This is a genomic window from Haladaptatus pallidirubidus (genome assembly GCF_020700235.1).
GTDB classification, from domain to species: Archaea; Halobacteriota; Halobacteria; order Halobacteriales; family Haladaptataceae; genus Haladaptatus; species Haladaptatus pallidirubidus.
In genome coordinates this window covers 1,522,595-1,545,353 of the sequence record NZ_CP085301.1, presented here as the reverse complement: position 1 = coordinate 1,545,353, position 22,759 = coordinate 1,522,595, and the positions used below count along the sequence as shown (strand labels likewise).

The window sequence follows — 22,759 nt, the reverse complement described above, 5'->3', positions numbered from 1 at the left end:
GATCCAAACACGTGAACTTACTATTCTAAATCCGATTCTTCTAAGTCAAAATAGTCTAACAGCTTCTGAAAATGGTTCTTATCATACGGTGAGTAAATGTATTCATGATTGCCATCATACCAATCGAAGTAATCCCTGGGTGTCGATAGTTCGATTCCGCCTCAGCTGACGCAGTTTGACGCGTCTCTACCGCGGTCAATCAGGATCAGAACGTCTGGCAATGACGGTAGAATCCGACACCTCTCCATCCGTTTCCGATTCGGATTTCCGAAAGCCCGGTTCTCGACAGACAAGGCACCGAATGGGACTAGGTTAGTATACTATACTAACTGCAGACACAAGATATCAGCGGTGAATCGTATCAAACGTACTTGTTACCTATCAGTGAGGATTGGCCGGAGGTTTTTTCGCCCCCTGAGGGGTGCGGGGCGTTCCAGAACGAGCGTCTCGATGAGGAATGATTTCGATGACACTCAGCGACAGCTACGCAACAGGCTTTGACGAAGACGTACCGAGCGAACTAACCAACCAGTGTCCCAGATGCGGCGGCCTGGTCACTACCAACGTGATCGAAACATCCTGCGAAGACTGTGACCTCGTCATCGACGAACAACAGACCAATCACAGGCCGGAGTTCGCATGAAAGACCTCCTGATGCATCTCACTAGTCGATCGCGCAGCACTGTCATCGCTGAGTGTCGGCAGTGTGGAACCACAGTCGAGGTCGAAACGAGCGAGTGCCCGGAATGCGAGCACGATGGGATTGCGATTTACCGCTTCGACTAACTGACCTGTTCTCCTTTCGACTATTGCTACGAGAGAGTCCGTTCTGCACACGTCGAGATCGTGTTTTTATCGGCTTTGGATGCAGTTAGCAATATTCAGCCGTACGGTCGGTATCGGCACATAAGATTTACACCACTTGATTCGGTGAGCGTCGATCTCACTACGATTTCGATAGAACGATTTAGCTGTAGTGTTTCGATATAGATCGAACTACCCTCAACCTATATAAAGATTCAACCCATACGTACAGACATGGACAAGGATTCAGAGGAACCAGAAACAGGGCTCATGGAGCGTCAAACGACCGGTGAAGACCGTGTCCGGATGGTCGCTCGGCAAGTGTCAGAACCCCGTACCGTGAATTGGATTGCTTCGGAGGCAGAGTGGTCACACGAGCCGACCAAACGCGTCCTTGAGCGACTCGTGGACGATGGCGTGCTCCGCCGTGATGAGAGTGGTGCTCACACGACCTACTCTCCAGACTATCGTCGACAGGCAATGCAAGAGGCCGTCCGACTTCGCGATGGCCACCGGACAGTTGAAGAATTAACTGATCGACTGTCCGAGATGAAAGCCCAAATCCGGGACTGGGAAGAGACATTTGCAGTCGAGTCACCGAATCAATTGCGGGCGACGATTGCAGACGAAACCCTTAGCTCGGATGAAGAAGCGCAGCGACGGGCAATCGCTCGAGAGTGGGAGCATCTCCAACAGCGAATTCAGATCGTCGGATTTGCAATTCGTGAGTGGGACTTTTTGGCCCCCAGCGCAGACCGTGCCGAGGCCAGTAACTGACAGATGTCCGTCTCACATCCAGGCGGAAATCCGAATGCACAGTTATACGAGCAGCTGAAACGAGATGTCCTCGAACGCGTTCCCCATATCACAACGATCGAGTACGTTCCAGATGACGTTGCAGCCAAACAACTACAGGCAACCTTCGACCCGATCCGCATCGATCCACCCACCGGACCAGAGGCACCCGAACTCGTCATCGAGTGGTATCGCCAAACACCGCATGATTGGTTTCGTATTAACTATAGCGACCCGAACACAGGCTTCCATGCTGGGTGGCACCAGGACGGGGATCACGAAGATCTCGGACGAGCACATTTTCAGTACTCAATTGACGAGGAAACGACACATCAGCCAGTGACGTTTCAACACGAGACCCCATCGCTCATCCTCTGGGGAATTATTGAGAATCTTCTGGAGGAAATACTTCCGACCTACCACCGCTAATTATGCACACTCATATTCACTACCGACTCTACTATTCCCTCCGACAGCTCACGTATGAGAGCGATGGAGTCTAGAGAGATCTGCCTAGAGATCTGGGCATTGAGTTGAAAATCATCGTCGAGAACGTGTTTTTGTTGCCCCCGTGGGGTGCGGGGCACAACAGATGTGCCTCGTGGAGCGAGTATGTCCAGTAACAACGTCCTGTCCCAATTGACGTTCACGAAACGAGTTGCAAAGCGCGCCCAGTACGAAGCCCTCGAATGTTCACTCACAACGAGGGGTGTCCTCGTTCGGAATACGAGTCACGCGAATCCGGCCGATCATGAATATCTCGTCACCGTTCGCGACGGGATCCCCATCGCCTGTGAATGTCCTGCAGATACTCGGTACGAAGGAGCATGCAAACATCGGATTGGCGTCGCAATTCGAACCCCACTCCTGCAGGCAGCAACAGACCATTCCCTCGTCGCAGACGGTGGGACACAGATCGAGAAGGAAGCTGAAACCCATGTAGAAGACAGCGACAGTGACCAGCCAGCAGACTGTGACTGTGATGGACTCGGTGGTTTTCCGTGTTGGCCCTGTGTGCGATCCGGGCGTCGCGATCTCCCGGAAGAGTAGCACGAATCCAATGTGAATCTGCGCTTCTTGCAGAGTGATTTTATTGGCGCCGGCGATGGATGCCGGCGCAGGAATGAGGTGTTGTGTGATGGAGTTGTGTCGAACCAATGCGTCGGCGAGGTGACTAAAATGCACCAGGTAATTTACGCACTTGTGGAAGCATCGACCGAAGAGACTGCACTGGCATGCGGAAAAGCGGCGTTCGATCGGCTTGTTGGAGCTGGCCCCGACAATGCTGCTATCTTTGATTACTATGTTCTGTTCGATGACGAGCGGTCGTCCGTCGCAGGCAAGTCTCGGTGGGGCGAACTTCCGGTTGTCGCACCAGTCGACTCAGACGACGGCGAAAAACTCTTAGAACGTGGCTGGGAGGCAACCAGGCAAGAGTTCGAACGCAATCTCGAACGGGTAAGAACTGCGGTCAACGAGTTCAGTAACGATGAACTCATGCACGATAAAGATCTCGCCCGACACGCCTGTTACAATCTTGGCGCGTATCGTGGCCCGTCGCTTTACCTATACACCGAGTTCGGCGACGCGATTCGTAATCGTGAACACCTTGAGCATGTGCTCAATGCCGACGAGCAGGTGTGGATTATTCCAGCGGACGTCCATTACTAAGCAAACACTGCGAAGGAATTCTCCTACTCAGCGATTAACCAACAGAGCACCTATATTGCGATAGTGTCGGTTAATCACGGTGCTGTACCAAACACGAAAATCGAGTATCGAGATACTGAATTTTTCACGCCCTAAAGGGAGGGAGGCTCGATTCAGATGAGCAAGCGACCAGAAATATCGGTGCATCGGCAAACGGCTTTCAGCGACGATGGTCAACTTGAAGTCACAGAGACGAACATTGAAACCTCGCTTGAGGACTTCGGCGCGACAGTAGATCATCGCACCCGCGATTCGCGACGTGATCGGCCAACGGTCAGTCAGTTCGGTATCGACGACCGGCCAAAAGTAGAGCAATCTTCTGAGAGTGATCAGTCCACATTGTTCGCGGAGACGGCCGACGATCAGCAAACACTGTCAGGAGATAACGCGAACACCCGTTGTCTGTACCAGGAGTAACCAACAATTTGCTGTTCCTATAGCTGGCGGTGGGTACGTTGCACTCCCGCAGTTTTTTGGCCCCGAAAGGGTGCGGGGCAGTCCGAAGTGGAGTGCCCAGTACGAACTCATGGCAACGAGTGACTTCTCAGCGGTGTCGTTCGACGACTTCGACACCCGACGTGACGAGATGCACAGCACGATCGAACACTGGATCGACGACCTCACTGCCTTGACTGACGAGGCGAGAGCGAGTCAACAGTTCCAAGAGTGGCTAGATGTCCAGTCGAAATTCCATGACTACTCCCATCGGAACACGCTCTTGATCACGCTTCAATGTCCAAATGCGACGAAGGTCGCTGGGTACAACACCTGGCGGACCGAGTTCGACCGCCACGTCAAGGAAGGCGAAAGCGGAATCTGGATCTGGGCGCCGATCATCACAAAGCAGTGTCCCGACTGCGAGAACTCGCCCAAGTACCACGAGCAAAGTGAGTGTGAATATGACGAATTGCCGCCTGAAGCGTGGTCGAAAGGACTGGTCGGATTCAAACCCACGGCTGTTTTCGACGTGTCTCAGACGGAGGGTGAACCACTTCCCAAGCTCGAAACCGAAGCAACCGGAAATGCTGAAAATCTCGTGTCCCCCCTCCAAGATGCAGCTGATGAGCTCGGGGTGACGGTTCGTATCGTCGATGCTGACGACTGGGAACACGGCAAGGCGAAGGGCGTCTGCAAACAGCGGAGTCTGTACGACCTCCAGCCCATCGTCGAAGTGAAAGATCGAGTAAATCAGGCGGGTCTCGCCGTGACGCTCATCCACGAATACGCGCACGCACTGCTGCACTTCGATGTTGACGATGAGTGTGAGCGAGCGAAACGTGAGGTAGAAGCAGAGGCCGTCGCGTACATCGTTGGTCGATACGTTGGGTTGGACACGAGTGGCTCAGCATTCTACCTCGCAGCGTGGCAGGGTGATGATGCGGACATGATTCAAGATCGACTTGGACGAATCCAGACCACGGCAGCGAAGCTTATCGAGGTAGTCGAAACGAGTCGTGAGTAAGTGTAGGACCGTCGAATTCGAGCGCCGAATGCAGCTTTATCACCGAGCCAATGCTCGCTATTCAGGTCGATAATCAGTCAGCCGAATCTTTCCTTCGACTTCGTAGATGTGGCCTCGCATATAGAGGCGTTCAATGATATCTTCGGCCGCGGGCTGCTCTAGACCCTCGTAGTCCTTGAGGATCGCGTACGCTTGCTCGTACGTGAGTTCTCTTTCACTCGGCAGTTCGCTTGCAAGCGCATCGAGCGATTTTTGCGCAAGTGGTGTGAGTGGCGATTGCCGATTCGAAATCATCGATATGCTCAAAGACACTGACTACTGACGTAAATCCTCGGGACACAGCACACGCTCGTCCCGTTGGTGGTCTGATGATGCAAGGGGGAGCACACAGCGTGGCAGGATGGGTAGAGGCACAGAATCCACGCTGTGCGCTGGGTTACGACTGCAGTTCCTTCTTCGAAGGCTATTAATAAAGAGGTCAGCCAACCAGAGCGGAAGTGGTGGTACTGACCACCGCGTTTGTGGTCGGAACGCGTGGTGGTCTGAAGATATCTTGAATGGAGGATGAAAGTCCAGTATAGTTCACTGAAACGACGCCGTAGATAGCACCCAATTGTTTACCGAGACGTAAGCTGTGTCGGGCAGGCTGTTCTCTGACTACATGGTGATCTCTGAACCTACTGGACCCGAGGACTTGTGGGTATTATTTCAGGGATTTTGATTCAGCCCCCATACAATTATGTTGGCTACTCAATTTGGTAGTAGTACTATGAATTCCGATCCTATACGAGCGGTGAGTGAGGATCTGGCTGATGCGCTCGACGCCGAAGAGACAACTCAACGCAATGGGCTTCTCATGATCGCAAGCGAAAATCATGTGAGTCCAGCAGTTATGGCAGCTCAAGGAAGTGTCCTCACTAATCGAAATGCGCTCGGATATCCCGATGACCGGCTCTATCCTGCGTCGCAGGATATCGACACGGTAGAACAACTGGCAATTGATTATGCCAAAGAGCTATGGGGTGCAGATCATGTGAATGTCCAACCGCATTCTGGCTCGCTTGCCAATTTAGCGGTCTATCTTGCCGTGCTTGAACCCAACGATCGCATTCTAGCGCTCGATCCAATTGATGGAGGACACATCACACATGGTGATACGCGTCACATAAGTGGCAAACAACATGAGACAGAGTTCTACCATGCGAACCCCGAGACAGGCCGCGTGGACTATGACGATTTGCAGACCCGTGCAGAAGAATTCGACCCAGATTTGATTATCTCTGGTTACTCTGCGTATCCACGAGAAGTGAATTGGGAGCGTGTGCAAGCAGCTGCTGATGCTGTCGATGCATACCATCTTGCAGATATCGCCCATTTATCCGGACTCATCGCAGCAGATCAACTTGCTTCACCTGTTGGAATTGCGGATTTTGCAACGGGATCGACGTATAAGACCATTCGAGCAGGACGAGGTGGGGTTATTTTGTGTGATGAAATGTATGCTGATGCGATCGATGCAGCGGTGTTCCCTGGCTCTCAGGGTGGCGCTGCGATGCCAATGATCGCTGGGAAAGCTGCTGGGTTCGCTGAAGCCTTGACACCCGAATTTGACTCGTATGCAGAACAATTAGTTACAAATGCACGGACTCTCGCTCAAACTCTCGCTGAAAGAGGGATTCATGTTGTTTCTGGCGGTACTGATACCCATATCGTATTAATCGATCTTCGCCAGTCGCACCCCGATCTCACTGGCTCGGAGGCTGAAGCCAAGCTTGAAGCGGCCGGAATATACGTCACAAAAGCTACTGTCCCTGGTGAGACACGTCCGAACGAGGCGAGTGGGATCCGGATTGGGACACCAGCGCTAACAAGCCGTGGATTTGAGGAAGAGGAGATGAAGAAAGTTGCCGAGCTTATCAACCATGTTCTCAACGATGACGACCTGGAGAACGTTCAAACCGAAATTGCTGTCCTCTGTGAAGAAAATCCGCTGGACGAGTAATCTCAGTCCTCTATCCCACCATTAGGACACTGTTCAGTCTCCTTTCAACCACTGTTCAAGCAATTGTGTGAGTACTGCGGTTGCAGCTTCAACCTCGGAAAATCGGACGAATTCGCGTTCAGAGTGTGCAATTGGCGTTTCGTCATCAGCGATGAGCCCTGGGCCGAATACAACAGTTGGGATATCTGAAGCGAAGAACGCGGCTTCTGTTGCTGCATCAAAGGGTCGAATAGCTGGACGCTCACCAGTTACAGATAAGACATGGTTCTCTAGATCGGTTACAATATCTTCGGTTGGATCGGTTTCAAATGAGTCGAGCGAGGAACCATTATCGTAGAAATCAATATCGAACTCACAAGATAATCCAGCAAGCGCTCCTTCGATCGTTTCGAGCGCCTCTACTCGCGACTCAACTGGAAGCGTCCGATAGTCAACAACGAGGGTGGCAGAGTCAGGCACTTGATTCGGGCGGCTTCCAGCGCGTGCCATAGTTGGAGTAAAACTGTTCGATCCAAGATGGTCGTCTTTCAACTGCGAAAGTGATTCAATGCGGTCGACAGCGTCTGCCATGCAGACTGTTGCGTTTATTCCACTCTCCGGTGTTGCTCCATGCGCAGCTTGCCCGTAAAACGTGAGTTCGAGATCATAATGGCCTCGTGCCATCGGGCAGATATCAAGGCCGGTCGGTTCTCCAACGACGGCTGCATCCGCTTTAACACCCGTCTCAAGGTAGGTCGCAAGGCCACGTTGCGTTGTCTCCTCATCTGGCGAGATGAGTAACTGTACCGTCCCGATTGATGGGTCAATAGTATTAAATGCAGCAATCATTGGTACGAGACAGCCTTTTGCATCGCAAGCACCGCGCCCACGAATGATATCGCCATCTCGTTCGAAAGGCAGATGTGGTGAAACGACATCCATATGTGAATTAAGGATGATTTGTGGTCCAGCGTTGTCTCCTTCTTTCTGGGCACTGATGCACCCCGTCTCGTGTTTTACGGCATTTTCAATCTCCTCGAGGAGATATGATTGAATTTCAGCGATCGATTCATGACTTTCGATCCGTATAAGATCCTCCAAAAGACGATCAATGTCCACGATGGATATTAGTGTTGGATAGATATTCAACATACGGGATAATGAGAAATGGTCCTGTCAGAAGTAGAGTGAGTGGTATATCGGCATTCTTTGGTCACTTCGTTCGTTGAGATAGTTGTTCATAATAGATAGAAAATCGAAGGAATGTGTATCCCATAGAATGATTTTTATAGATCTCTTGTAGAGGTAACGCATATGTGTGAGATGGTAGCATATGCCTGAAGATACGGACACATCAACTGATCGGTGGAATCCAATTCGAACGAATGGCCGCTGGAGTGAGCATCTCCGGACACATGGAACCGTACTCCTGATTGTTGCTATTACGGAGTTGATTGGGACTCAGACCTTCCCACTCGGCCCAGGACAAGTAGTTTTGCTTCCGATGCTCTTCGCAGTCGTGATTGGTATTCTGATTAGTTACAGCGTCCTTGGTCGGTATCTCGAACCGCTTCGGGAAGTCGTCTCCAAGGACGTTAGCAAAATCAGCTCCCCGCTTCTCATTGTGGCACTCATGCCGCTCGGAGTGAAGTATGGCACGTTAGTTGCACCATCGTTTAACGATCTCATCTCTGCTGGTCCCGCATTTCTCCTACAGGAATTGGGAAACCTTGGAACCATCTTCCTTGCATTACCACTTGCTCTCTTTCTCGGGCTCAAACGCGAAGCGATCGGTAGTGCGGTCAGCATTGCTCGTGAACCAACACTGGGTGTGGTTACAGACAAATACGGAATTGACTCGCCAGAGGGACGTGGCGTTCTCGGGACGTACATCACTGGGACTGTCTTAGGAACGATTTTCTTTGGGTTGTTAGGCGGCTTTGCCCCTGCGACCGGACTTCACCCTCTTGCACTCTCGATGGCCTGTGGGATGGGCAGCGCGAGCATGATGACTGCCTGTTCGAGTTCGTTAGCAGAGGCGACGACGTCCGTCCCGAAAGATCAAGTGTTATCGTTTGCAGCAACGAGCAACCTGCTTACTGGCATCACTGGGCTCTATGTCGTCATTTTTGTTGGGCTTCCGCTTATCAACGCTCTCTATGGATTTCTCACCTCAAAATTGGGAGGTGAAAACTGATGGAGCTTGATGAGTTCGCTACCGATTCGTTGAAGATGCTAATCATCGTTGGGGTTATCACGTTGGTTGGCAACAAAATCGGGTACGGAATTGGTATTGGAACGGCACTCCCAGGAATGGTCCTCATTATCGCAATTGGATTTGTCGCGATGCTGCTTGGTCGGTTAGTACCTCTTGAACTGCCCTCGTTTGCCTATGCGATGATCATTGCCTTCGTTCTGGCACTTCCATTTTCGCCCGTGCAGTCAACCGTACTCTCGCTAACAGAGCAGGTTGACTTCTTAGCAACCACAACGCCTATTCTCGCATATGCGGGACTCTCAATCGGACTTCAAACGACGCGTATGAAAGAAGTGAGCTGGAAACTGGTGACAGTAGCTGTCTTCGTTTTTTTCGGAACGTTCTTCGGATCTGCCATCATCGCTCAGATTATACTAACGTTCCAAGGGATTATCTAAAATGCCATCATTATAGTAGACAGATGTATTCTCAGTTCTATATTGAAGCGATTTTTTATGACAACCATACGTTTTTTGTGACCGGTCGGGCAACGTATTCGATAGTGAATGATACGCACAACCGAGCTACTAACACGCAATCCAAGTGATCGGATACAAGTATTGGACGCCGACGGTCACGTTGTTACACCAGAGCTCGTACCCGACCTCGACGATGAGACGTTTATAGCAATATACCGCGATATGCAGTTCTGTCGTCGATTCGATGAGCGCATCATCAGTTTACAGCGACAGGGTCGTCTTGGAACCTACTCGTCACTAGCTGGCCAAGAGGGTGCACAAATCGGCTCGACGTATGCACTGGCCGACGAGGATGTCATCTCATACCAATACCGCGAACACGGCGCTGTTGTCGCACGAGGGTTCCCATGGGAGTACTTACTGTACTGGGCAGGTGATGAACACGGGAACGCAGCACTCGCAGATAAAAACATTCTGCCACTCAATATCACTATTGGAGATCACCTCCCGCACGTGGTCGGGATGGCATGGGCGGCGAAATTAAAAAACGATGACCACGTGACGGTTGCCCACTTCGGTGACGGTGCTACGTCAGAAGGTGATTTCCACGAAGCACTCAATTTCGCTGGCGTGTTTGACGTTCCGGCGGTGTTCATTTGTAACAATAATCAATGGGCCATCTCTGTCCCCACCAAGCGCCAGACGGCCAGTGCAACCTTCGCACAGAAAGCGCATGCCTATGGTTTTGAAGGCGTACAGGTCGATGGCATGGATCCACTTGCGATGTATGCCGTAACGGATGCTGCTCGCAAGAAGGCAACCCAACCAACTGACGGTCGCCCACGGCCGACTCTGATCGAAGCAATTCAATACCGATTCGGCGCACACACGACTGCCGATGACCCCTCGGTGTACCGTGACCAAGCAGACGTCGAACGCTGGCGCCAGCGTGATCCACTGAGTCGGTTTGAATCATTCCTCCGCAACACAGATCGCCTCGACGACGACGAGATCAGCCGTATCGATTCTGAAATCGAGAATACCCTTGCAAATCTGATCGAACCAGTGGAGGAACACGATGCCAATCCGGATGAGATGTTCGATTATACGTTCGCTGAACCGACTGGTCGATTGCGGGATCAACGCGAGTATTTAGACTCACTTCGTACGACGTACGGCGATGAGGCGCTGCTACAAGAGAAATAATCGATCTAAAGGTCGATCTGTTCATATTTGTCTACTTCCCCCAACCAGTATGTGCACGAACATTGCTTCAGCATCCATAAGACCCAATTATCGAAGACGAGAGGAGGAAGACTACTACAATAGAAACGTTGACCAATACCCAAAGATATCAAATAGTGTAATTTGTCGTTGATAGTTATTATCTGACTCGTGTGTTTTCTGCCGATATGCTTCGACCACCGTAGAATTTTATCGTCCCCTGAAGGGTGCGGGGCGGTCCAGATGAAACGTCTCGATGAGTCACGATTTCAATGATACTCAGCGACAGCTATGCGACTGGCTTCGACGAAGATGTACCGAGCGAACCAACTACCCAGTGTCCCAAATGCAACGGCCTAGTCACCACCAACGTAATTGAAACAGTCTGCGAGGACTGTGGCCTCGTCATCCACGAACAACAAATCAATCACAGGCCGGAGTTCGCATGAAAGACCTCCTGACGCAGATCACTGGCCGATCATACAGCACCGTCATCGCCGAGTGTCGGCAGTGTGGAATCACGGTCGAGGTCGAAACGAGCGAGTGTCCGGAATGCAACCACGACGGGATCGCGATTTACTGATTCGATTAAGCGATAGTCGTTGATCTTGGTGTGGCCCGAAGTCAGACGATAGTACAGCGGTATGCGAAACAGATATACGCATTACAAACGAATATTTTGTAAGGAGAACAGACGATGTCGTACGAAGCAACAATCACCAGCAAGGGACAAATCACCATCCCAAAGAAAGTTCGAGAGCGACTCCAGCTCACAGAAGGGCAGAAAGTCCTCTTTCGGTTCGATGAGGACGGTGGAGTTCGAATGATCGGCGTTCCAAATGACCCGATGAACCGTCTCAAAACTGCTCGGAAGCGTGCTGCGCCGCTTGAACTCGACGCAGCGGAGTTGTTAGAGCGAGAACGTCGCGAGTGGAGCAGACACGTGTGATTTATCTCGACTCGTGGGTCTGGCTCGAATATGGTCTTGATGGGACGCTGTCGGATATCGCCGAAGAGATGATTCACGATGCGCGGGACGCTGGTGGCATCGTTTCAACGATCACCTTGACAGAGGTTGATTATATCCTCAATCGCGAGGTGGGGAGTGAAACAGCAGATCTTGTCACGAGTGCGATCGAGGATTTCGAGCAGATCCACGTCGTTCCTGTCACGAGTGAAATCGCATTATACGCATCACGGCTCCGCACGAAATACTATCAGCGCCGCGAGCGCGAGCTGTCGTATGCAGACGCGATTCACCTCGCAACAGCTGTTCTCACCAACTGTGAAACCCTCCAGACGGGAGATAGCGACTTTGAAGATCTCGACGAGCTCGAAACAGTTGTACATCGACCATCTAACTAGATAGTATTCGCGGCAAGTCAGTATCTCTAAGCGCTCGTTTTCGACCGGTCAAAAATAGTTGGGTAATCGACTGATAGACGCGTTTCTCGGCCACTACCAAGACGATTTTGGCGTGACGTAGATTACTGATTGCACTTATTGAACGGCCAACAATCCTGTATTTTGCGACCACAGGGGTGCGATCGATGTGATGACGTTCTCGATAGCACTAATTACAGAGGTGGAACATGAATATCATCGTCTGTTGAGTATACTCTCATATATGGGTTGCACAGAGCGACAGATTGAGGATTGAAGATATACAATCCGGGTTCGATTTTCACACAAGAGTTTCCTAGCGAGCCATTCGTATTCCGAGTATAAAAAGATCTATACCAATAGAAACACAGAGTTTCATGAATCGCAGAGGCATTCGTGCTTCTTCGCGGAGAGGTTAACGACGAAGAGATGCGTCTCAGAAGCGAGCTCATACATTTTCTCGGCACGTTCTTTGGCGGCCAATCCATCCTGGTAGTACGTTTTTGCGCGGTAGTTGCGCCACAAGTCTTTGAGATCTGCAGCGACAGACTCTGATAGAATCCCTCGGATCGCTGCTTCCCGATACACACCCGGATGCGTACCAGGGAGATCCCTGGGTTCGATACCGCTTTCGAGAAGTTTAAACTCGATAACGCGCTCAATCGCGACGAACGATGCTTCAATGACGATTGTGTAAAATCCGCTGTCCAGCAGTATCTCTGCGCCAGCAAGAAGCCGACAAGACTTTCGAAGTTGGAGGATATCTGCACTCTCCGTATCGAGTCCGGCTTCAATATCGGATGGTCTGCGATCGAAGGCTGCTTGTACGTCATCGACGAGCGACTCGATTCGATTACCGCTCATCCACGAGTACCTCCTTTCTGACTTGCTGGAACTCATTCCCGCCGTAAATGGTAATTCCCTCACGGAAGATCTCTCGGAGTTTCGTGCCAGCACGCCGTGCACTCTCTACGGATTCGATATACGATTCAAACTCGTAGCGATCACCGTCGAATTGTTCATCTCCCAGCTCAGCAGCAACCTCTGTGACGATTCGTCGAGCAACAGTTCGATCTCCCTCGACGAGGACGAAGAGATCGATGTCGCTCTTCCGATCTGCTTTGCCCCGTGCAACGCTTCCAAACACAAGGACGCCAATGATGTCCTGGACCTCATCAGTGTCACCGAGAGCATCTTGGATCCGTTGAACATACGTCCGAATCGGTTGATGATATTCTGGTTGTTCGATGGCGAGGATGGGCTCTGACTTCTCTATGTGCTCTGTATCGATGGAAACGTACTTTCGCTGTGTGGTCTCTCGGATCTGAATGATATCCAACTCAGTGAGCAACTCAAGTGCTCGCCAGACGGTTGATCGGGAATAGTCGGTTTCTCGACCAAGTTCTTTTAGTGTGAATTCTGTCTCATGAGCATCAATCAATATGCGAAGAATGTCGTCAGCGGCGCCGAGTCGGAAAATCCTGGAATCGTCGCCCGGATGAATTTGTATACATGCCCTTATACCTCGTTGCTCCTCATCAATCATTGTTCGATCCTATACAACAAGGTATAATAAGCGTTGTGTCATTCGATGAGTTTCCAACGATGAGAAGAGAGATATGACTCTCAGAGACGTTGTTTTCTGCCCCCAAGGGGTGCGGGGCGACTCAGATGTGCCTCGTGGAGCGAGTATGTCCAGTAACAACGTCTTATCCCACCTGACGTTCACGAACCGAGTTGCAAAGCGCGCCCAGTACGAAGCCCTCGAATTTTCACTCACGAGGGGTGTTTGCGTTCGCAATACCAGTCACGCAAATCCAGCTGATCACGAATATCTCGTCATCGTTTGTGAGGGAATACCGATCGCGTGCGAGTGCCCTGCGGACGACCGCTACTACGGTGCGTGCAAGCATCGAGTTGGCATTGCGATTCGAACGCCACTTCTGCAGGCAGCGACTGATCATTCCCTTGTTGCAGACGGTGGCACACAAATCGAATAAGAACCTGAAATCCGTACAGACAACAGCAACATGGACCACTTGGCGGACTGTGAGTGTGATGGCCTGGATGACTTTCCGTGGTGGCTGTGTGGGGGAACCAGGCGTCGAGAACTGACCGACGTTCCAGAATTTGGACCCGGCCTATCCGAGTTGGTCGAGGTCGTCACTCACCTGTTTTTGGTTTGTGATTGTAGCCTCGAATGTTCGGACGGTGCGCATTGGATTTTGTCTTCAGTTGTTTATCATCCAGTGCGAATCGCACCGTCCGTATGTTCGGACTTGGATCTGCATGACCAGACTACGAGTAGAGGACTCATATTTGTTCGGCGAGCTTATTGGCAGTATACAAGTGCTCGCGAGACCAACCTTCGTTCGATGCATGTACGATGTCACTTCTTCGGGCCGCTCCGAGAGGTGGTCGGCAAGAAGACCGTCGAACGCGAGGTTGCCCCGAAGACGACAGTTGATTATCTCCTCACGACGGTCGCTGACGACCATCCTGGACTCGAAGATTTGCTATTCGAGAACGAGGAGCTACGGGAATCGATGACGGTCACTCGGAACGGCACGCATGTAATCTACCAAAATGGGCCAGACACGGAACTAGAAACAGATGACGACATCCGCGTTACCCCATCGATTCAAGGTGGGTGATTAGTCGTCTGCGGTCACAAAGCCATCGACGTTGCTCTCGGGGACAGTTCCGTTATCATTCCAGCCCCGCAGCTCATAGTACTCCTGGATCGATTCCTGTAGATCCGGCAGATCATAGGGAAGACGGTCCTCATCCGCATCCATGCCGCGTTGATTGTTGAAGTGTCGCTCGAGTTCAATCACCCGCGAGCCCACCGTGAGCAACTCGTCATACTCGGCCTCAAAGATTGTCTCCTTTTGTTCTTTGGTGAAGTAGTCGCCCGAGAACGCACAGAAGATTCCACTATCACGGATTGCGTGATGGTTTTCTTGTTCGATGAGGACTTCCGCCTTGCCGGCAGTTCCTTCGGGGTTGATCTCACCATCGTACTCGAGACCGAGCATCGTCGAGTACATATGGTCGGCGCCGCGGTTCGCGACAGCGTATGAAAGACCCTGTCCGTGGATAGCACGGCCGTCGTGGGCTGCAAATTCCATGCCTTTTACCGTGAAGTTCTCCACACCAAGCTCATCGTGGGCCCGATTGACACCTTCTGCGAGTAAATCTCCCTCATCATTCCGGTAGGCGATCTTTTCAACCAATTCGTGAACACGTTCGGCGTTGCCGAATTCATCGTGGGCCGCGAGGTACGCAGCGACACTATTGCCACATGAAATGGTATCCATCCCATAGATGTCACATAGCTCATTGGACTGCATCACGTCGACGATGTCGCCGATACCGCAGTTCGACCCGAACGAGAACACCGTCTCGAACTCTGGACCCTCGGTCACAATGCCGCGATCCTCGTCCTTAGTTGGAAGCTTACAGGCGAATGCACAAACCGAGCAGGCTTCCTTTTTGAATTTTTTCTCCTCAACGGCATCTCCACCGATGTCCTCGACGTGTTCAAAAGATTGCTCGGAGAAGTACCGCGTCGGCAGTGAGAAGTTATCGTTAATGAACTCCGTCCCTGAAGTGGTTCCCTGTCGCTTCATCATATCGTCGGTGGTCGCTGCCTCCCTATGAAGCTTTGATTGGACGTCTTCATCGATCTCAACAGGCGGCTCTGAATCGCCACGGAAGGATATTGTCTTAACGTTTTTAGAACCGAGGACGGCACCGAGACCGCCGCGGCCGAACGCTCGGCTGTCATAGGTTATCGGACACGCGAACCGGACGAGATTCTCACCGGCAGGACCAATAGTGACGAGATTTTCACTCTGGAGTTTGTGGCGCTCGTTCATCGCGTCGGTGACTTCAGGCACGGTCGCTTGTGCAAGATCGGGAACTTCCTCGAACTCAACGCCCTCGTCAGTGATATGAATCGCGAGCAACTCATCGCTCGCGCCGATGATCTCGACGACGCTGTGGCCGGATCTGACAAAATTCCGCGAGAGGTAGCCGCCCGCGTTGGTAGACAGCAACCCATCGGTCAGTGGTGACAGCCCAGTCATATTCATCCGCCCGGTGAAACTCATCTGAGACTGCTGGAGCGGACCGGCCGAAATGTATACGCGGTTCTTCGGACCAAGCGGATCAGCGTCAAATGGGATGCGATCGTGGGCGAGTTTTGTTGCAATTCCTCGACCGCCGATGAACTGTGAGAGGACGCCCCCGATGTCGGTCGTCGATGTGGATCGATCGCTCACGTCGATGGTGAGGAGGGATCCTTTCGCGTGAAGCATTGCAAGATATAACGAACCACTATGACAAAAAATCATAGGTCGCCGTCTTTGATGCGAGATCACTGCAGATTTAGGCTCGATTATTCGAAGTGCATCTTCCGAAGTGCAGGGTGACCAACCACGTAAAATCACCAATATTGAAGAAATTACTAATAAAAATAATATAGCAACACGGATAGATGATTGAGTATTTTTATTAACCGAATAGTGCTTGGCATGGTCGCATATTACGGGGATCTCGAAGCCGAGTACAGTTATCTCGTCACTATTTATGTTAAGATGCTAATCTCCGCAATTGTCCTACGAATGACCACTATGATAGAGCATGCAAACATCATTTTGGTGTCAAAAAACAGACGCCATTACGACAGGCAACTGCAGATCACACTCTTGAACACCACAGTGAAACGCAGGCAGAAAGAGCGCAGATCCACAATGTGGTAAACAGCGACACTGGCCAACTGTCAGACTGCGAGTGTGATGGGCTTGGTGGCTTTCCCTGTTGGCCTTATATGCAATCCGGTCGTCGAGATTTCTCGAAGGAGTAGCGCGAATCAGGTGTGAATCTGTGCTTCTCGCAGGAGGATTTTATTGGCGCCGGCGATAGGTGCCGGCGCACAACTGAAGTGTTGCAGGATGTCGCTGTGTCGAACCAATGCGTCGGTGAGGTGATCGATATGCATCAGGTAATTTACGCACTCGTAGAAGCATCGACAGAAGATACTGCACTTGCATGCGGAAAAGCGGCGCTTGACCGGCTTGTCGGCGCTGGTCCCGACAACGCTGCTATCTTTGACTACTATGTCACGTTTGACGACGAGAGATCGTTCGTTGCAGGGAAGGCTCGATGGGGCGAACTCCCGGTCGTCGCACCAGTCGACTCTGACGAAGGAACAGAACTCTTAGAGCGTGGCTGGGAGGCAACCAAACAGGAGTTCGAACGGAATCTTGAGCGGGTGAGAACGGCAGTCACCGAGTTCAGTGATGACGAGCTCATGCACGACAAAGATCTCGCCCGCCACGCCTGCTACAATCTTGGGACGTATCGTGGTCCGTCGCTCTACCTATACACTGAATTTGGCGACGCGATTCGTAATCGTGAACACCTTGAGCATGTACTGAATGCCGACGAGCAGGTGTGGATCGTCCCGGCGGACGTCCACTACTGAGTGAGCTCACGAATTTTTCGCACTCAGTAATTTACTAACACTGCTCACAATACAGGAGCTATGTTGATTAATCTGAGTGCTGTATCAAGTACGAAATTCGAACAACGAGAGAATTTTTTGATGCATAAGGGCTACGAGACGACAGGGTCCCGCCGAAGATTCGATGTCGATTCTTGAATTTGCAGAGCCAGCAAGCAATAATACTGGAAAATTCACGTAGACGGATGACAGCGGAGTACGTTGCATTCATCCACCATGTTCCATGCGCCACCGACGCATTGTACATAGGACTTCGCTCTGGAGTTCAAGCAGATTGTACGTACCATCAACAACAGTTCACTGCCCTTGATTTGCCCATTAGGATGCTCGATACCGATTTCCGCTATCAGGATTACGACGGGAGTTAGGTAGCTAACTCAGTGAAGAGACTACCGACACTGCCGCAAACACAATTCTCATTGGGTAAAAGAGTAGACTAAACGTGTGTTGCGCTCAATCCGCCGGAGAATGTTCTCTGTCGCAAATCCCCGTGAAGTATGGCTCATCACAGTCGCCCACGCGGTCAATGAGTTCTATAGCGTCGCACTTCCACCAATTCTCCCATTATTGGTGAACGACTTCGCTATTTCCTATGGAGAAGCAGGAGCACTGCTCACGGTCTTTTTCGCCACATACTCGATCTTTCAGTTACCCGCGGGTGTCCTTGCAGATCGGATCGGCCAGCGATGGCTCCTTGCAGTCGGGATGGTCGTGTTAGCCGCAGGCATTCTCGTTGCTGCTGGAGCGCAGAACTATTGGACCCTTGTGGTCGCCGAAATCATTGCTGGCGTCGGCGGGAGCACCTACCATCCATCTGGGATGTCACTGATTAGTGACCTGGAGAATGATGATACCGAGGGGAAAGCCATGGGAATACACGGTTTCGGTGGCGTCGTGGGAACTGCTCTCGCCCCGGCCCTTGTCGGCGGCCTTGCCGCACTTGTTGACTGGCGACTTGCCCTCACAGTCAGCGCAGCCGTTGGTATTACCTATGCATTGGTATTCCTGACCTTGTTTCCCGATATCGGTTCCACTGAGGACACGCGTGCGATAGAATCTGACGGGGGAACTGATACGAATAAGGTCTCTGAGAAGACTACAGACGACTCAACGAGGCGATGGTCGAATCCGACCACGTTTATCTCAGTACCACTCGAGCGATGGGTTGCGGTATTGTTTCTTGCCAATCTTGCTATTGCGACCGAAATTGGCGCAGTTCGTACGTTCATCACCTCGTATCTCGTCGAACACATGGGACTGGCCGCCACTGTCGCCAACGGAATTTTCTTCATGATGCTTGTTGGTGCGGGTATCTCCTCGCTCGGTGCCGGTACTCTCGCAGATGCCGTAGATCGGCAGACACTCGGAGTTGTAGCGATGGGGATATCGACGGTTATCTTGGGCGCAACTGTCCTCATTCCACCAATACCGATTGCACTGTTCATATGGTTCTTTTTACTTGGCATTGTAATGTGGGCGGCTCTCCCAACGATGAATGCGATCACCTCGGAGTATTCCGAGCGATCGTTCAGTGGAAGCCTCTTCGGTGTAATGCTCACAGCGGGTTCGCTTGGCGGAGCGGTGGGACCGCTGCTATTCGGAGTCGTTGCCGAGCAGTTCGGCATGGGCATGGCATTTCCCTTTGTAGCCAGTGTGAGTACAGTCGGCACCGTCGCTTTTCTCGCGATGCGGTATGTATGATAGGACAAAATGCATTCCTGTAATAATCTATTGTCTATTTATGAGCCATAAAGTATAACATCCGCTACACTGGTGCGTTAGATATTAACAATGACACAGTGCAGAAATCAGTTATTCAACCGCACGTCACTGCCAAACGCAGAGCAACTCGCTAGAAACGAGGAATCCCAAGTTCAAACTGAAATCAACGCATTCGAAGACTTTCTGGACCGACTCAAAGAGATTCCACCACACTCCTATCGGGCTGATGGTGGTTCGCTCCATGGGCCAGTTCAATCTCGATCACAATCTTCACACAAGTTCTTAGGTGCGGTTCAAGAGGCCTACCGTGAAACTGTCCTTGCCGTAGACCATTGGGAGGACGAATATGGAGAGAAAACCGCCCTCGAAAGTATCAAAAATGAATTCGGACCCGAGGTCGCAGCCGGCCTGGCAGGTGGATCAGCAACGTGGTCACAACCATTGCGGGATCAACTTAACCGTGCGAGTGAGGAGGCTATCGAAACCCGCCAGCAATCATACTCGTTGATAACAAAAGAACGGCAGCGACTCAAGGAACTCCACAGTGTGCTTGCTGAAATTGATGAGGAGTTGAGTGCGATCGAACAACGTGAGTTCGCTTTTAATGAGTGCAGCGATCGACTCACGTCGATTCAACAGCATCTTGATGAGCTGACACACGATCAGCAATCGTATTTGCGCCAGCGCAAGCGATCGAATGAGAAACTGTTTACAACGTATCTCTATGCCGACCTCGACACCGAGTATCCAGGGTTGGCAGCCATCGCGACAACTCGCCAGCTACTTGATCGCATCAAACTTCGTCATTGGGCAAGCGCGAACTGATGTTTTGTCAGGAGTAACGAACCTTCGAATGGGTAATCGATTTTGCGATTATGACTGCGACCGATCTACTACCAACCAGTGTAATCGGTCACGGTCGATCCCACGTCGTAACGGATCACGAAATGTCGAATTCTACGGTTTCAGTCGGTTTACAGGTAGGGCACGGCTGTTCGGTTGTGTTGAGTGACGTCCCCAATGGCGACACTCGAGAATAACAGTTTCATCCAGAGAGAGCCACTACCGCACTATACCAGGGAGCGCCATCTCATCTGTCCTCTCTGACCCAACGCAATAAAAAATGTGTCCTCTCTCAATCTTATATCAAATCCACGGTGTGACAGAGTCGAAAGTAGCGTCTCAACAATTAGCCTGACTCAAACGACTCCATGGTCTTTTCGGCCCCCAAGGGGTGCGGGGCGCTCGATAGAAGCGTCCGTGTTCGAACATCAATGGCTCAGAGTACCACTTCTGCGGTGTCGTTCGACGAATCCGACACCCGACACAACGTGATGTACAGCACGACTGAACACTGGATCGATGACCTCACTGCGTTGACTGACAAGGCGAGAGCGACTCAACAGTTCCAGGACTGGTTGGAAGTTCAATCCAAATTCCACGATTACTCCTATCGAAACACGCTCTTGATCACACTCCAGTGTCCGAACGCGACGAAGGTCGCTGGGTACAACACCTGGCGGACCGAGTTCGACCGCCACGTCAAGGAAGGCGAAAGCGGAATCTGGATCTGGGCGCCGATCATCACAAAGCAGTGTCCCGACTGCGAGAACTCGCCCAAGTACCACGAGCAAAGTGAGTGTGAATATGACGAATTGCCGCCTGAAGCGTGGTCGAAAGGACTGGTCGGATTCAAACCCACTGCCGTCTTCGATATCTCTCAGACGGAGGGCGAGTCACTTCCCGAGCTCGAGACCGAAGCAACTGGGGATGCTGAAAATCTCGTGCCCACCCTCCAAGATGCAGCTGATGATCTCGGTGTGGTGGTTCGTATCGTCGACGCTGACGACTGGGAACACGGCAAGGCGAAGGGCGTCTGCAAACAGTGGAGTCTGTACGAACTCCAGCCAATCGTGGAGGTGAAAGATCGGGTAAATCAGGCGGATCTCGCTGTGACACTGATCCACGAATACGCTCATGCACTGCTACACTTCGATGTTGACGATGAGTGTGAGCGATCGAAACGTGAGGTAGAAGCAGAGGCCGTCGCGTACATCGTTGGTCGATACGTTGGGTTGGACACGAGTGGCTCAGCATTCTACCTCGCAGCGTGGCAGGGTGATGATGCGGACATGATTCAAGATCGGCTTGGACGAATGCGGACGACGGCAGCGGAGATTATCGAGGTAGTCGAAACGAGACGTGAGTAAGTCAGAAGCTGCCAATCTGAGCGCCGAATGTGGCTTTACCACTGAGACTGTCCTCGCTATTCAGGTCGGTAATCCGTCAGCCGAATCTTTCCTTCAACTTCGTAGATGTGGCCCCGCATGTAGAGACGTTCGATGATATCTTCGGCAGCGGGCTGCTCAAGCTCCTCCTGTTTTTCAAGGATCGCGTACGCTTGCTCGTGTGTGAGTTCTCCCTCACTCGGCAGTCCGCGTGCGAGTGCATCGAGTGCGTCTTGCGCAAGTGGTGTGAGTGGTGATCGCCGATTCGAAATCATATATATAAATAGGAACAATGACTACCAACGTAAATCCTCGGGACAAACTGCACGCACCCGTTATTGATCTGATGATGCAAGGGGGGTACACGGCGTAGCAGGATGGGTAAGGGCACTGGAACCACGCCGTGCTGGGTTATAGCGACTGAAGTCCTTCTTCGAAGGCGGCGAATAAAGAGGTCAGCCAACCAGAGCGGAAGTGCAAGAAGAACACACGTGAGTGCTATATTTGTCAATTGATGACCTCGAGATGGGGTTTGCCGTCGAGAACGAACCGACAGCTGCATTTGAAGATGTTAGTCGAACGGTGGAACTCTCGGGAGACGCGGACGTCCAAGTCGACCTGTGCGAAGAGCAAAGCGTCGGGAGGCTCCAGTTGTCAGGAGCGATACGTGACAGAGCAGAACAAATCTACATAGGAGCGTCCGTCCGAGCGTTCACACTCACAAAGAAATATGTTCCTGTTGAAGGGTGTTGCAGGGCGTGATTACGACCCAGATGATATGATGATCCGTACAGATATCTCGTTCGAAACAGTGCGTGAGAAATGCTCGCGAGCTGAGCTGCTTGCTATGCGGTGGCGCCACGAATTGGGGCACGGCAATGGGAAGCCGACGGACTCGGACGTATCGAAATCGATCCAGAGGTAGATCGCGATGACGAAGACTACCTTGAAGCAATTCAGTTCACGGTGGATGTGGAAGCCGACGCGAGCGGCGAGATGCTGCAGGCCGTCGTGAGTCGCGCGAACGCCCTCTGCCACGTCCACGATGCGGTTAGGGAGGAACTCCACGCGGACGTCAGTATTCGCGGTGACGCCTTCTGAGAACGGCAGAAGAAGACGGAAAAGCGTGGGTGGTCACACCTCCCCAGAGGCAAGCGTGGGTTCAAGGAGGGTTTGAATTATTATAATTATATATAAGATTACAATCATAATTGTTAATGGCCGATGAGGCAACTATAATATGG

At 51.6% G+C, this 22,759-nt stretch carries 27 protein-coding genes and 2 pseudogenes; 23 read left to right on the top strand and 6 right to left on the bottom strand.

Going from position 1 to position 22,759, the window contains the following annotated elements; all coding sequences use genetic code 11:
* The first annotated feature begins 466 nt into the window (after positions 1–466).
* The 8 genes from LIX15_RS08510 (at position 467) to LIX15_RS08475 (ending at position 4,771) form a co-directional block, all read left to right on the top strand.
* Entirely contained in the window at positions 467–643 is a 177-nt protein-coding gene (locus tag LIX15_RS08510; protein WP_227773314.1) for a hypothetical protein, read from the top strand.
* Positions 640–786: a hypothetical protein gene (locus LIX15_RS08505; protein ID WP_227773313.1), complete on the top strand. Its 147-nt coding sequence runs from the start codon at positions 640–642 to the stop codon at positions 784–786. Before LIX15_RS08510 ends, LIX15_RS08505 begins: the two co-directional genes overlap by 4 nt.
* A gap of 252 nt (positions 787–1,038) precedes the next feature.
* The gene (locus LIX15_RS08500; protein WP_227773312.1) at positions 1,039–1,581 is read left to right on the top strand and encodes a DUF7342 family protein; all 543 of its coding nucleotides are present in this window, start codon (positions 1,039–1,041) and stop codon (positions 1,579–1,581) included.
* A 3-nt stretch (positions 1,582–1,584) separates the two neighbouring features.
* Positions 1,585–2,028 carry a hypothetical protein gene (locus tag LIX15_RS08495; protein ID WP_227773311.1) on the top strand — a complete coding sequence of 148 codons (444 nt, stop codon included), beginning with the start codon at positions 1,585–1,587 and terminating at the stop codon, positions 2,026–2,028.
* Positions 2,029–2,211: 183 nt separating this feature from the next.
* Positions 2,212–2,649 carry an SWIM zinc finger family protein gene (locus tag LIX15_RS08490; RefSeq protein WP_227773310.1) on the top strand — a complete coding sequence of 146 codons (438 nt, stop codon included), beginning with the start codon at positions 2,212–2,214 and terminating at the stop codon, positions 2,647–2,649.
* A gap of 129 nt (positions 2,650–2,778) precedes the next feature.
* Complete coding sequence (locus tag LIX15_RS08485; RefSeq protein WP_227773309.1) at positions 2,779–3,270, top strand: DUF7995 family protein; 492 nt, start codon at positions 2,779–2,781, stop codon at positions 3,268–3,270.
* Between the two features lie 156 nt (positions 3,271–3,426).
* A complete protein-coding gene (locus LIX15_RS08480) occupies positions 3,427–3,726 on the top strand; it encodes a hypothetical protein (protein ID WP_227773308.1) in 300 nt (99 codons plus the stop codon).
* A 109-nt stretch (positions 3,727–3,835) separates the two neighbouring features.
* A complete protein-coding gene (locus LIX15_RS08475) occupies positions 3,836–4,771 on the top strand; it encodes an ArdC-like ssDNA-binding domain-containing protein (protein ID WP_227773307.1) in 936 nt (311 codons plus the stop codon).
* A 57-nt stretch (positions 4,772–4,828) separates the two neighbouring features.
* Here LIX15_RS08475 and LIX15_RS08470 read toward each other — a convergent pair whose 3' ends face one another.
* The gene (locus LIX15_RS08470; protein ID WP_227773306.1) at positions 4,829–5,065 is read right to left on the bottom strand and encodes a hypothetical protein; all 237 of its coding nucleotides are present in this window, start codon (positions 5,063–5,065) and stop codon (positions 4,829–4,831) included.
* 475 nt (positions 5,066–5,540) lie between these two features.
* Here LIX15_RS08470 and glyA point away from each other — a divergent pair, with 475 nt between their 5' ends.
* Positions 5,541–6,773, top strand: a complete 1,233-nt coding sequence (gene glyA, locus LIX15_RS08465) for a serine hydroxymethyltransferase (RefSeq protein ID WP_227773305.1) — start codon at positions 5,541–5,543, stop codon at positions 6,771–6,773.
* Between the two features lie 33 nt (positions 6,774–6,806).
* Here the strand turns inward: glyA and LIX15_RS08460 are convergent, their stop codons facing one another.
* The gene (locus LIX15_RS08460) at positions 6,807–7,904 is read right to left on the bottom strand and encodes a M20/M25/M40 family metallo-hydrolase (RefSeq protein ID WP_227773304.1); all 1,098 of its coding nucleotides are present in this window, start codon (positions 7,902–7,904) and stop codon (positions 6,807–6,809) included.
* A 181-nt stretch (positions 7,905–8,085) separates the two neighbouring features.
* Here LIX15_RS08460 and LIX15_RS08455 point away from each other — a divergent pair, with 181 nt between their 5' ends.
* From LIX15_RS08455 to LIX15_RS08425, 7 genes and pseudogenes are all read left to right on the top strand, one after another.
* A complete protein-coding gene (locus tag LIX15_RS08455; protein ID WP_227773303.1) occupies positions 8,086–8,949 on the top strand; it encodes a DUF3100 domain-containing protein in 864 nt (287 codons plus the stop codon).
* Positions 8,949–9,407: a hypothetical protein gene (locus tag LIX15_RS08450; RefSeq protein WP_227773302.1), complete on the top strand. Its 459-nt coding sequence runs from the start codon at positions 8,949–8,951 to the stop codon at positions 9,405–9,407. The genes LIX15_RS08455 and LIX15_RS08450 overlap by 1 nt, the downstream gene beginning before the upstream one ends.
* Positions 9,408–9,515: 108 nt before the next feature.
* Complete coding sequence (pdhA, locus tag LIX15_RS08445) at positions 9,516–10,634, top strand: pyruvate dehydrogenase (acetyl-transferring) E1 component subunit alpha (protein ID WP_227773301.1); 1,119 nt, start codon at positions 9,516–9,518, stop codon at positions 10,632–10,634.
* Between the two features lie 290 nt (positions 10,635–10,924).
* Positions 10,925–11,095: pseudogene (locus tag LIX15_RS08440) on the top strand (TFIIB-type zinc ribbon-containing protein); the annotation flags it as partial.
* Between the two features lie 2 nt (positions 11,096–11,097).
* Entirely contained in the window at positions 11,098–11,235 is a 138-nt protein-coding gene (locus LIX15_RS08435; RefSeq protein ID WP_227773299.1) for a hypothetical protein, read from the top strand.
* A 114-nt stretch (positions 11,236–11,349) separates the two neighbouring features.
* Entirely contained in the window at positions 11,350–11,601 is a 252-nt protein-coding gene (locus LIX15_RS08430) for an AbrB/MazE/SpoVT family DNA-binding domain-containing protein (RefSeq protein WP_227773298.1), read from the top strand.
* Complete coding sequence (locus tag LIX15_RS08425; protein WP_227773297.1) at positions 11,583–12,017, top strand: PIN domain-containing protein; 435 nt, start codon at positions 11,583–11,585, stop codon at positions 12,015–12,017. The genes LIX15_RS08430 and LIX15_RS08425 overlap by 19 nt, the downstream gene beginning before the upstream one ends.
* A 393-nt stretch (positions 12,018–12,410) precedes the next feature.
* Here LIX15_RS08425 and LIX15_RS08420 read toward each other — a convergent pair whose 3' ends face one another.
* Positions 12,411–12,899, bottom strand: a complete 489-nt coding sequence (locus LIX15_RS08420) for a DUF8154 family protein (protein WP_227773296.1) — start codon at positions 12,897–12,899, stop codon at positions 12,411–12,413.
* A complete protein-coding gene (locus LIX15_RS08415) occupies positions 12,889–13,581 on the bottom strand; it encodes a nucleotidyltransferase domain-containing protein (protein ID WP_227773295.1) in 693 nt (230 codons plus the stop codon). Before LIX15_RS08415 ends, LIX15_RS08420 begins: the two co-directional genes overlap by 11 nt.
* 145 nt (positions 13,582–13,726) lie before the next feature.
* Here LIX15_RS08415 and LIX15_RS08410 point away from each other — a divergent pair, with 145 nt between their 5' ends.
* Positions 13,727–14,035: a hypothetical protein gene (locus LIX15_RS08410; RefSeq protein ID WP_227773294.1), complete on the top strand. Its 309-nt coding sequence runs from the start codon at positions 13,727–13,729 to the stop codon at positions 14,033–14,035.
* A gap of 375 nt (positions 14,036–14,410) precedes the next feature.
* Positions 14,411–14,689 (top strand): ubiquitin-like small modifier protein 1, encoded by a 279-nt coding sequence (locus tag LIX15_RS08405; protein WP_227773293.1) that lies wholly within the window; start codon positions 14,411–14,413, stop codon positions 14,687–14,689.
* Here LIX15_RS08405 and LIX15_RS08400 read toward each other — a convergent pair whose 3' ends face one another.
* Positions 14,690–16,357: an aldehyde ferredoxin oxidoreductase family protein gene (locus LIX15_RS08400; protein WP_227773292.1), complete on the bottom strand. Its 1,668-nt coding sequence runs from the start codon at positions 16,355–16,357 to the stop codon at positions 14,690–14,692.
* A 677-nt stretch (positions 16,358–17,034) separates the two neighbouring features.
* Here LIX15_RS08400 and LIX15_RS08395 point away from each other — a divergent pair.
* From LIX15_RS08395 to LIX15_RS08380, 4 genes are all read left to right on the top strand, one after another.
* On the top strand, positions 17,035–17,526 hold the full coding sequence (locus LIX15_RS08395) for a DUF7995 family protein (protein ID WP_227773291.1): 492 nt from the start codon (positions 17,035–17,037) through the stop codon (positions 17,524–17,526).
* A gap of 507 nt (positions 17,527–18,033) precedes the next feature.
* Positions 18,034–19,266 (top strand): MFS transporter, encoded by a 1,233-nt coding sequence (locus LIX15_RS08390; RefSeq protein ID WP_227773290.1) that lies wholly within the window; start codon positions 18,034–18,036, stop codon positions 19,264–19,266.
* 90 nt (positions 19,267–19,356) lie between these two features.
* Positions 19,357–20,112 (top strand): DUF7260 family protein, encoded by a 756-nt coding sequence (locus LIX15_RS08385; RefSeq protein WP_227773289.1) that lies wholly within the window; start codon positions 19,357–19,359, stop codon positions 20,110–20,112.
* Positions 20,113–20,561: 449 nt separating this feature from the next.
* Positions 20,562–21,497 (top strand): ArdC-like ssDNA-binding domain-containing protein, encoded by a 936-nt coding sequence (locus tag LIX15_RS08380; protein WP_227773288.1) that lies wholly within the window; start codon positions 20,562–20,564, stop codon positions 21,495–21,497.
* Positions 21,498–21,553: 56 nt separating this feature from the next.
* Here LIX15_RS08380 and LIX15_RS08375 read toward each other — a convergent pair whose 3' ends face one another.
* Complete coding sequence (locus LIX15_RS08375; protein ID WP_227773287.1) at positions 21,554–21,790, bottom strand: hypothetical protein; 237 nt, start codon at positions 21,788–21,790, stop codon at positions 21,554–21,556.
* 574 nt (positions 21,791–22,364) lie between these two features.
* Between LIX15_RS08375 and LIX15_RS08370 the strand changes: the two are divergent.
* Positions 22,365–22,616: pseudogene (locus LIX15_RS08370) on the top strand (OsmC family protein); the annotation flags it as partial.
* Positions 22,617–22,759 lie beyond the last annotated feature (143 nt).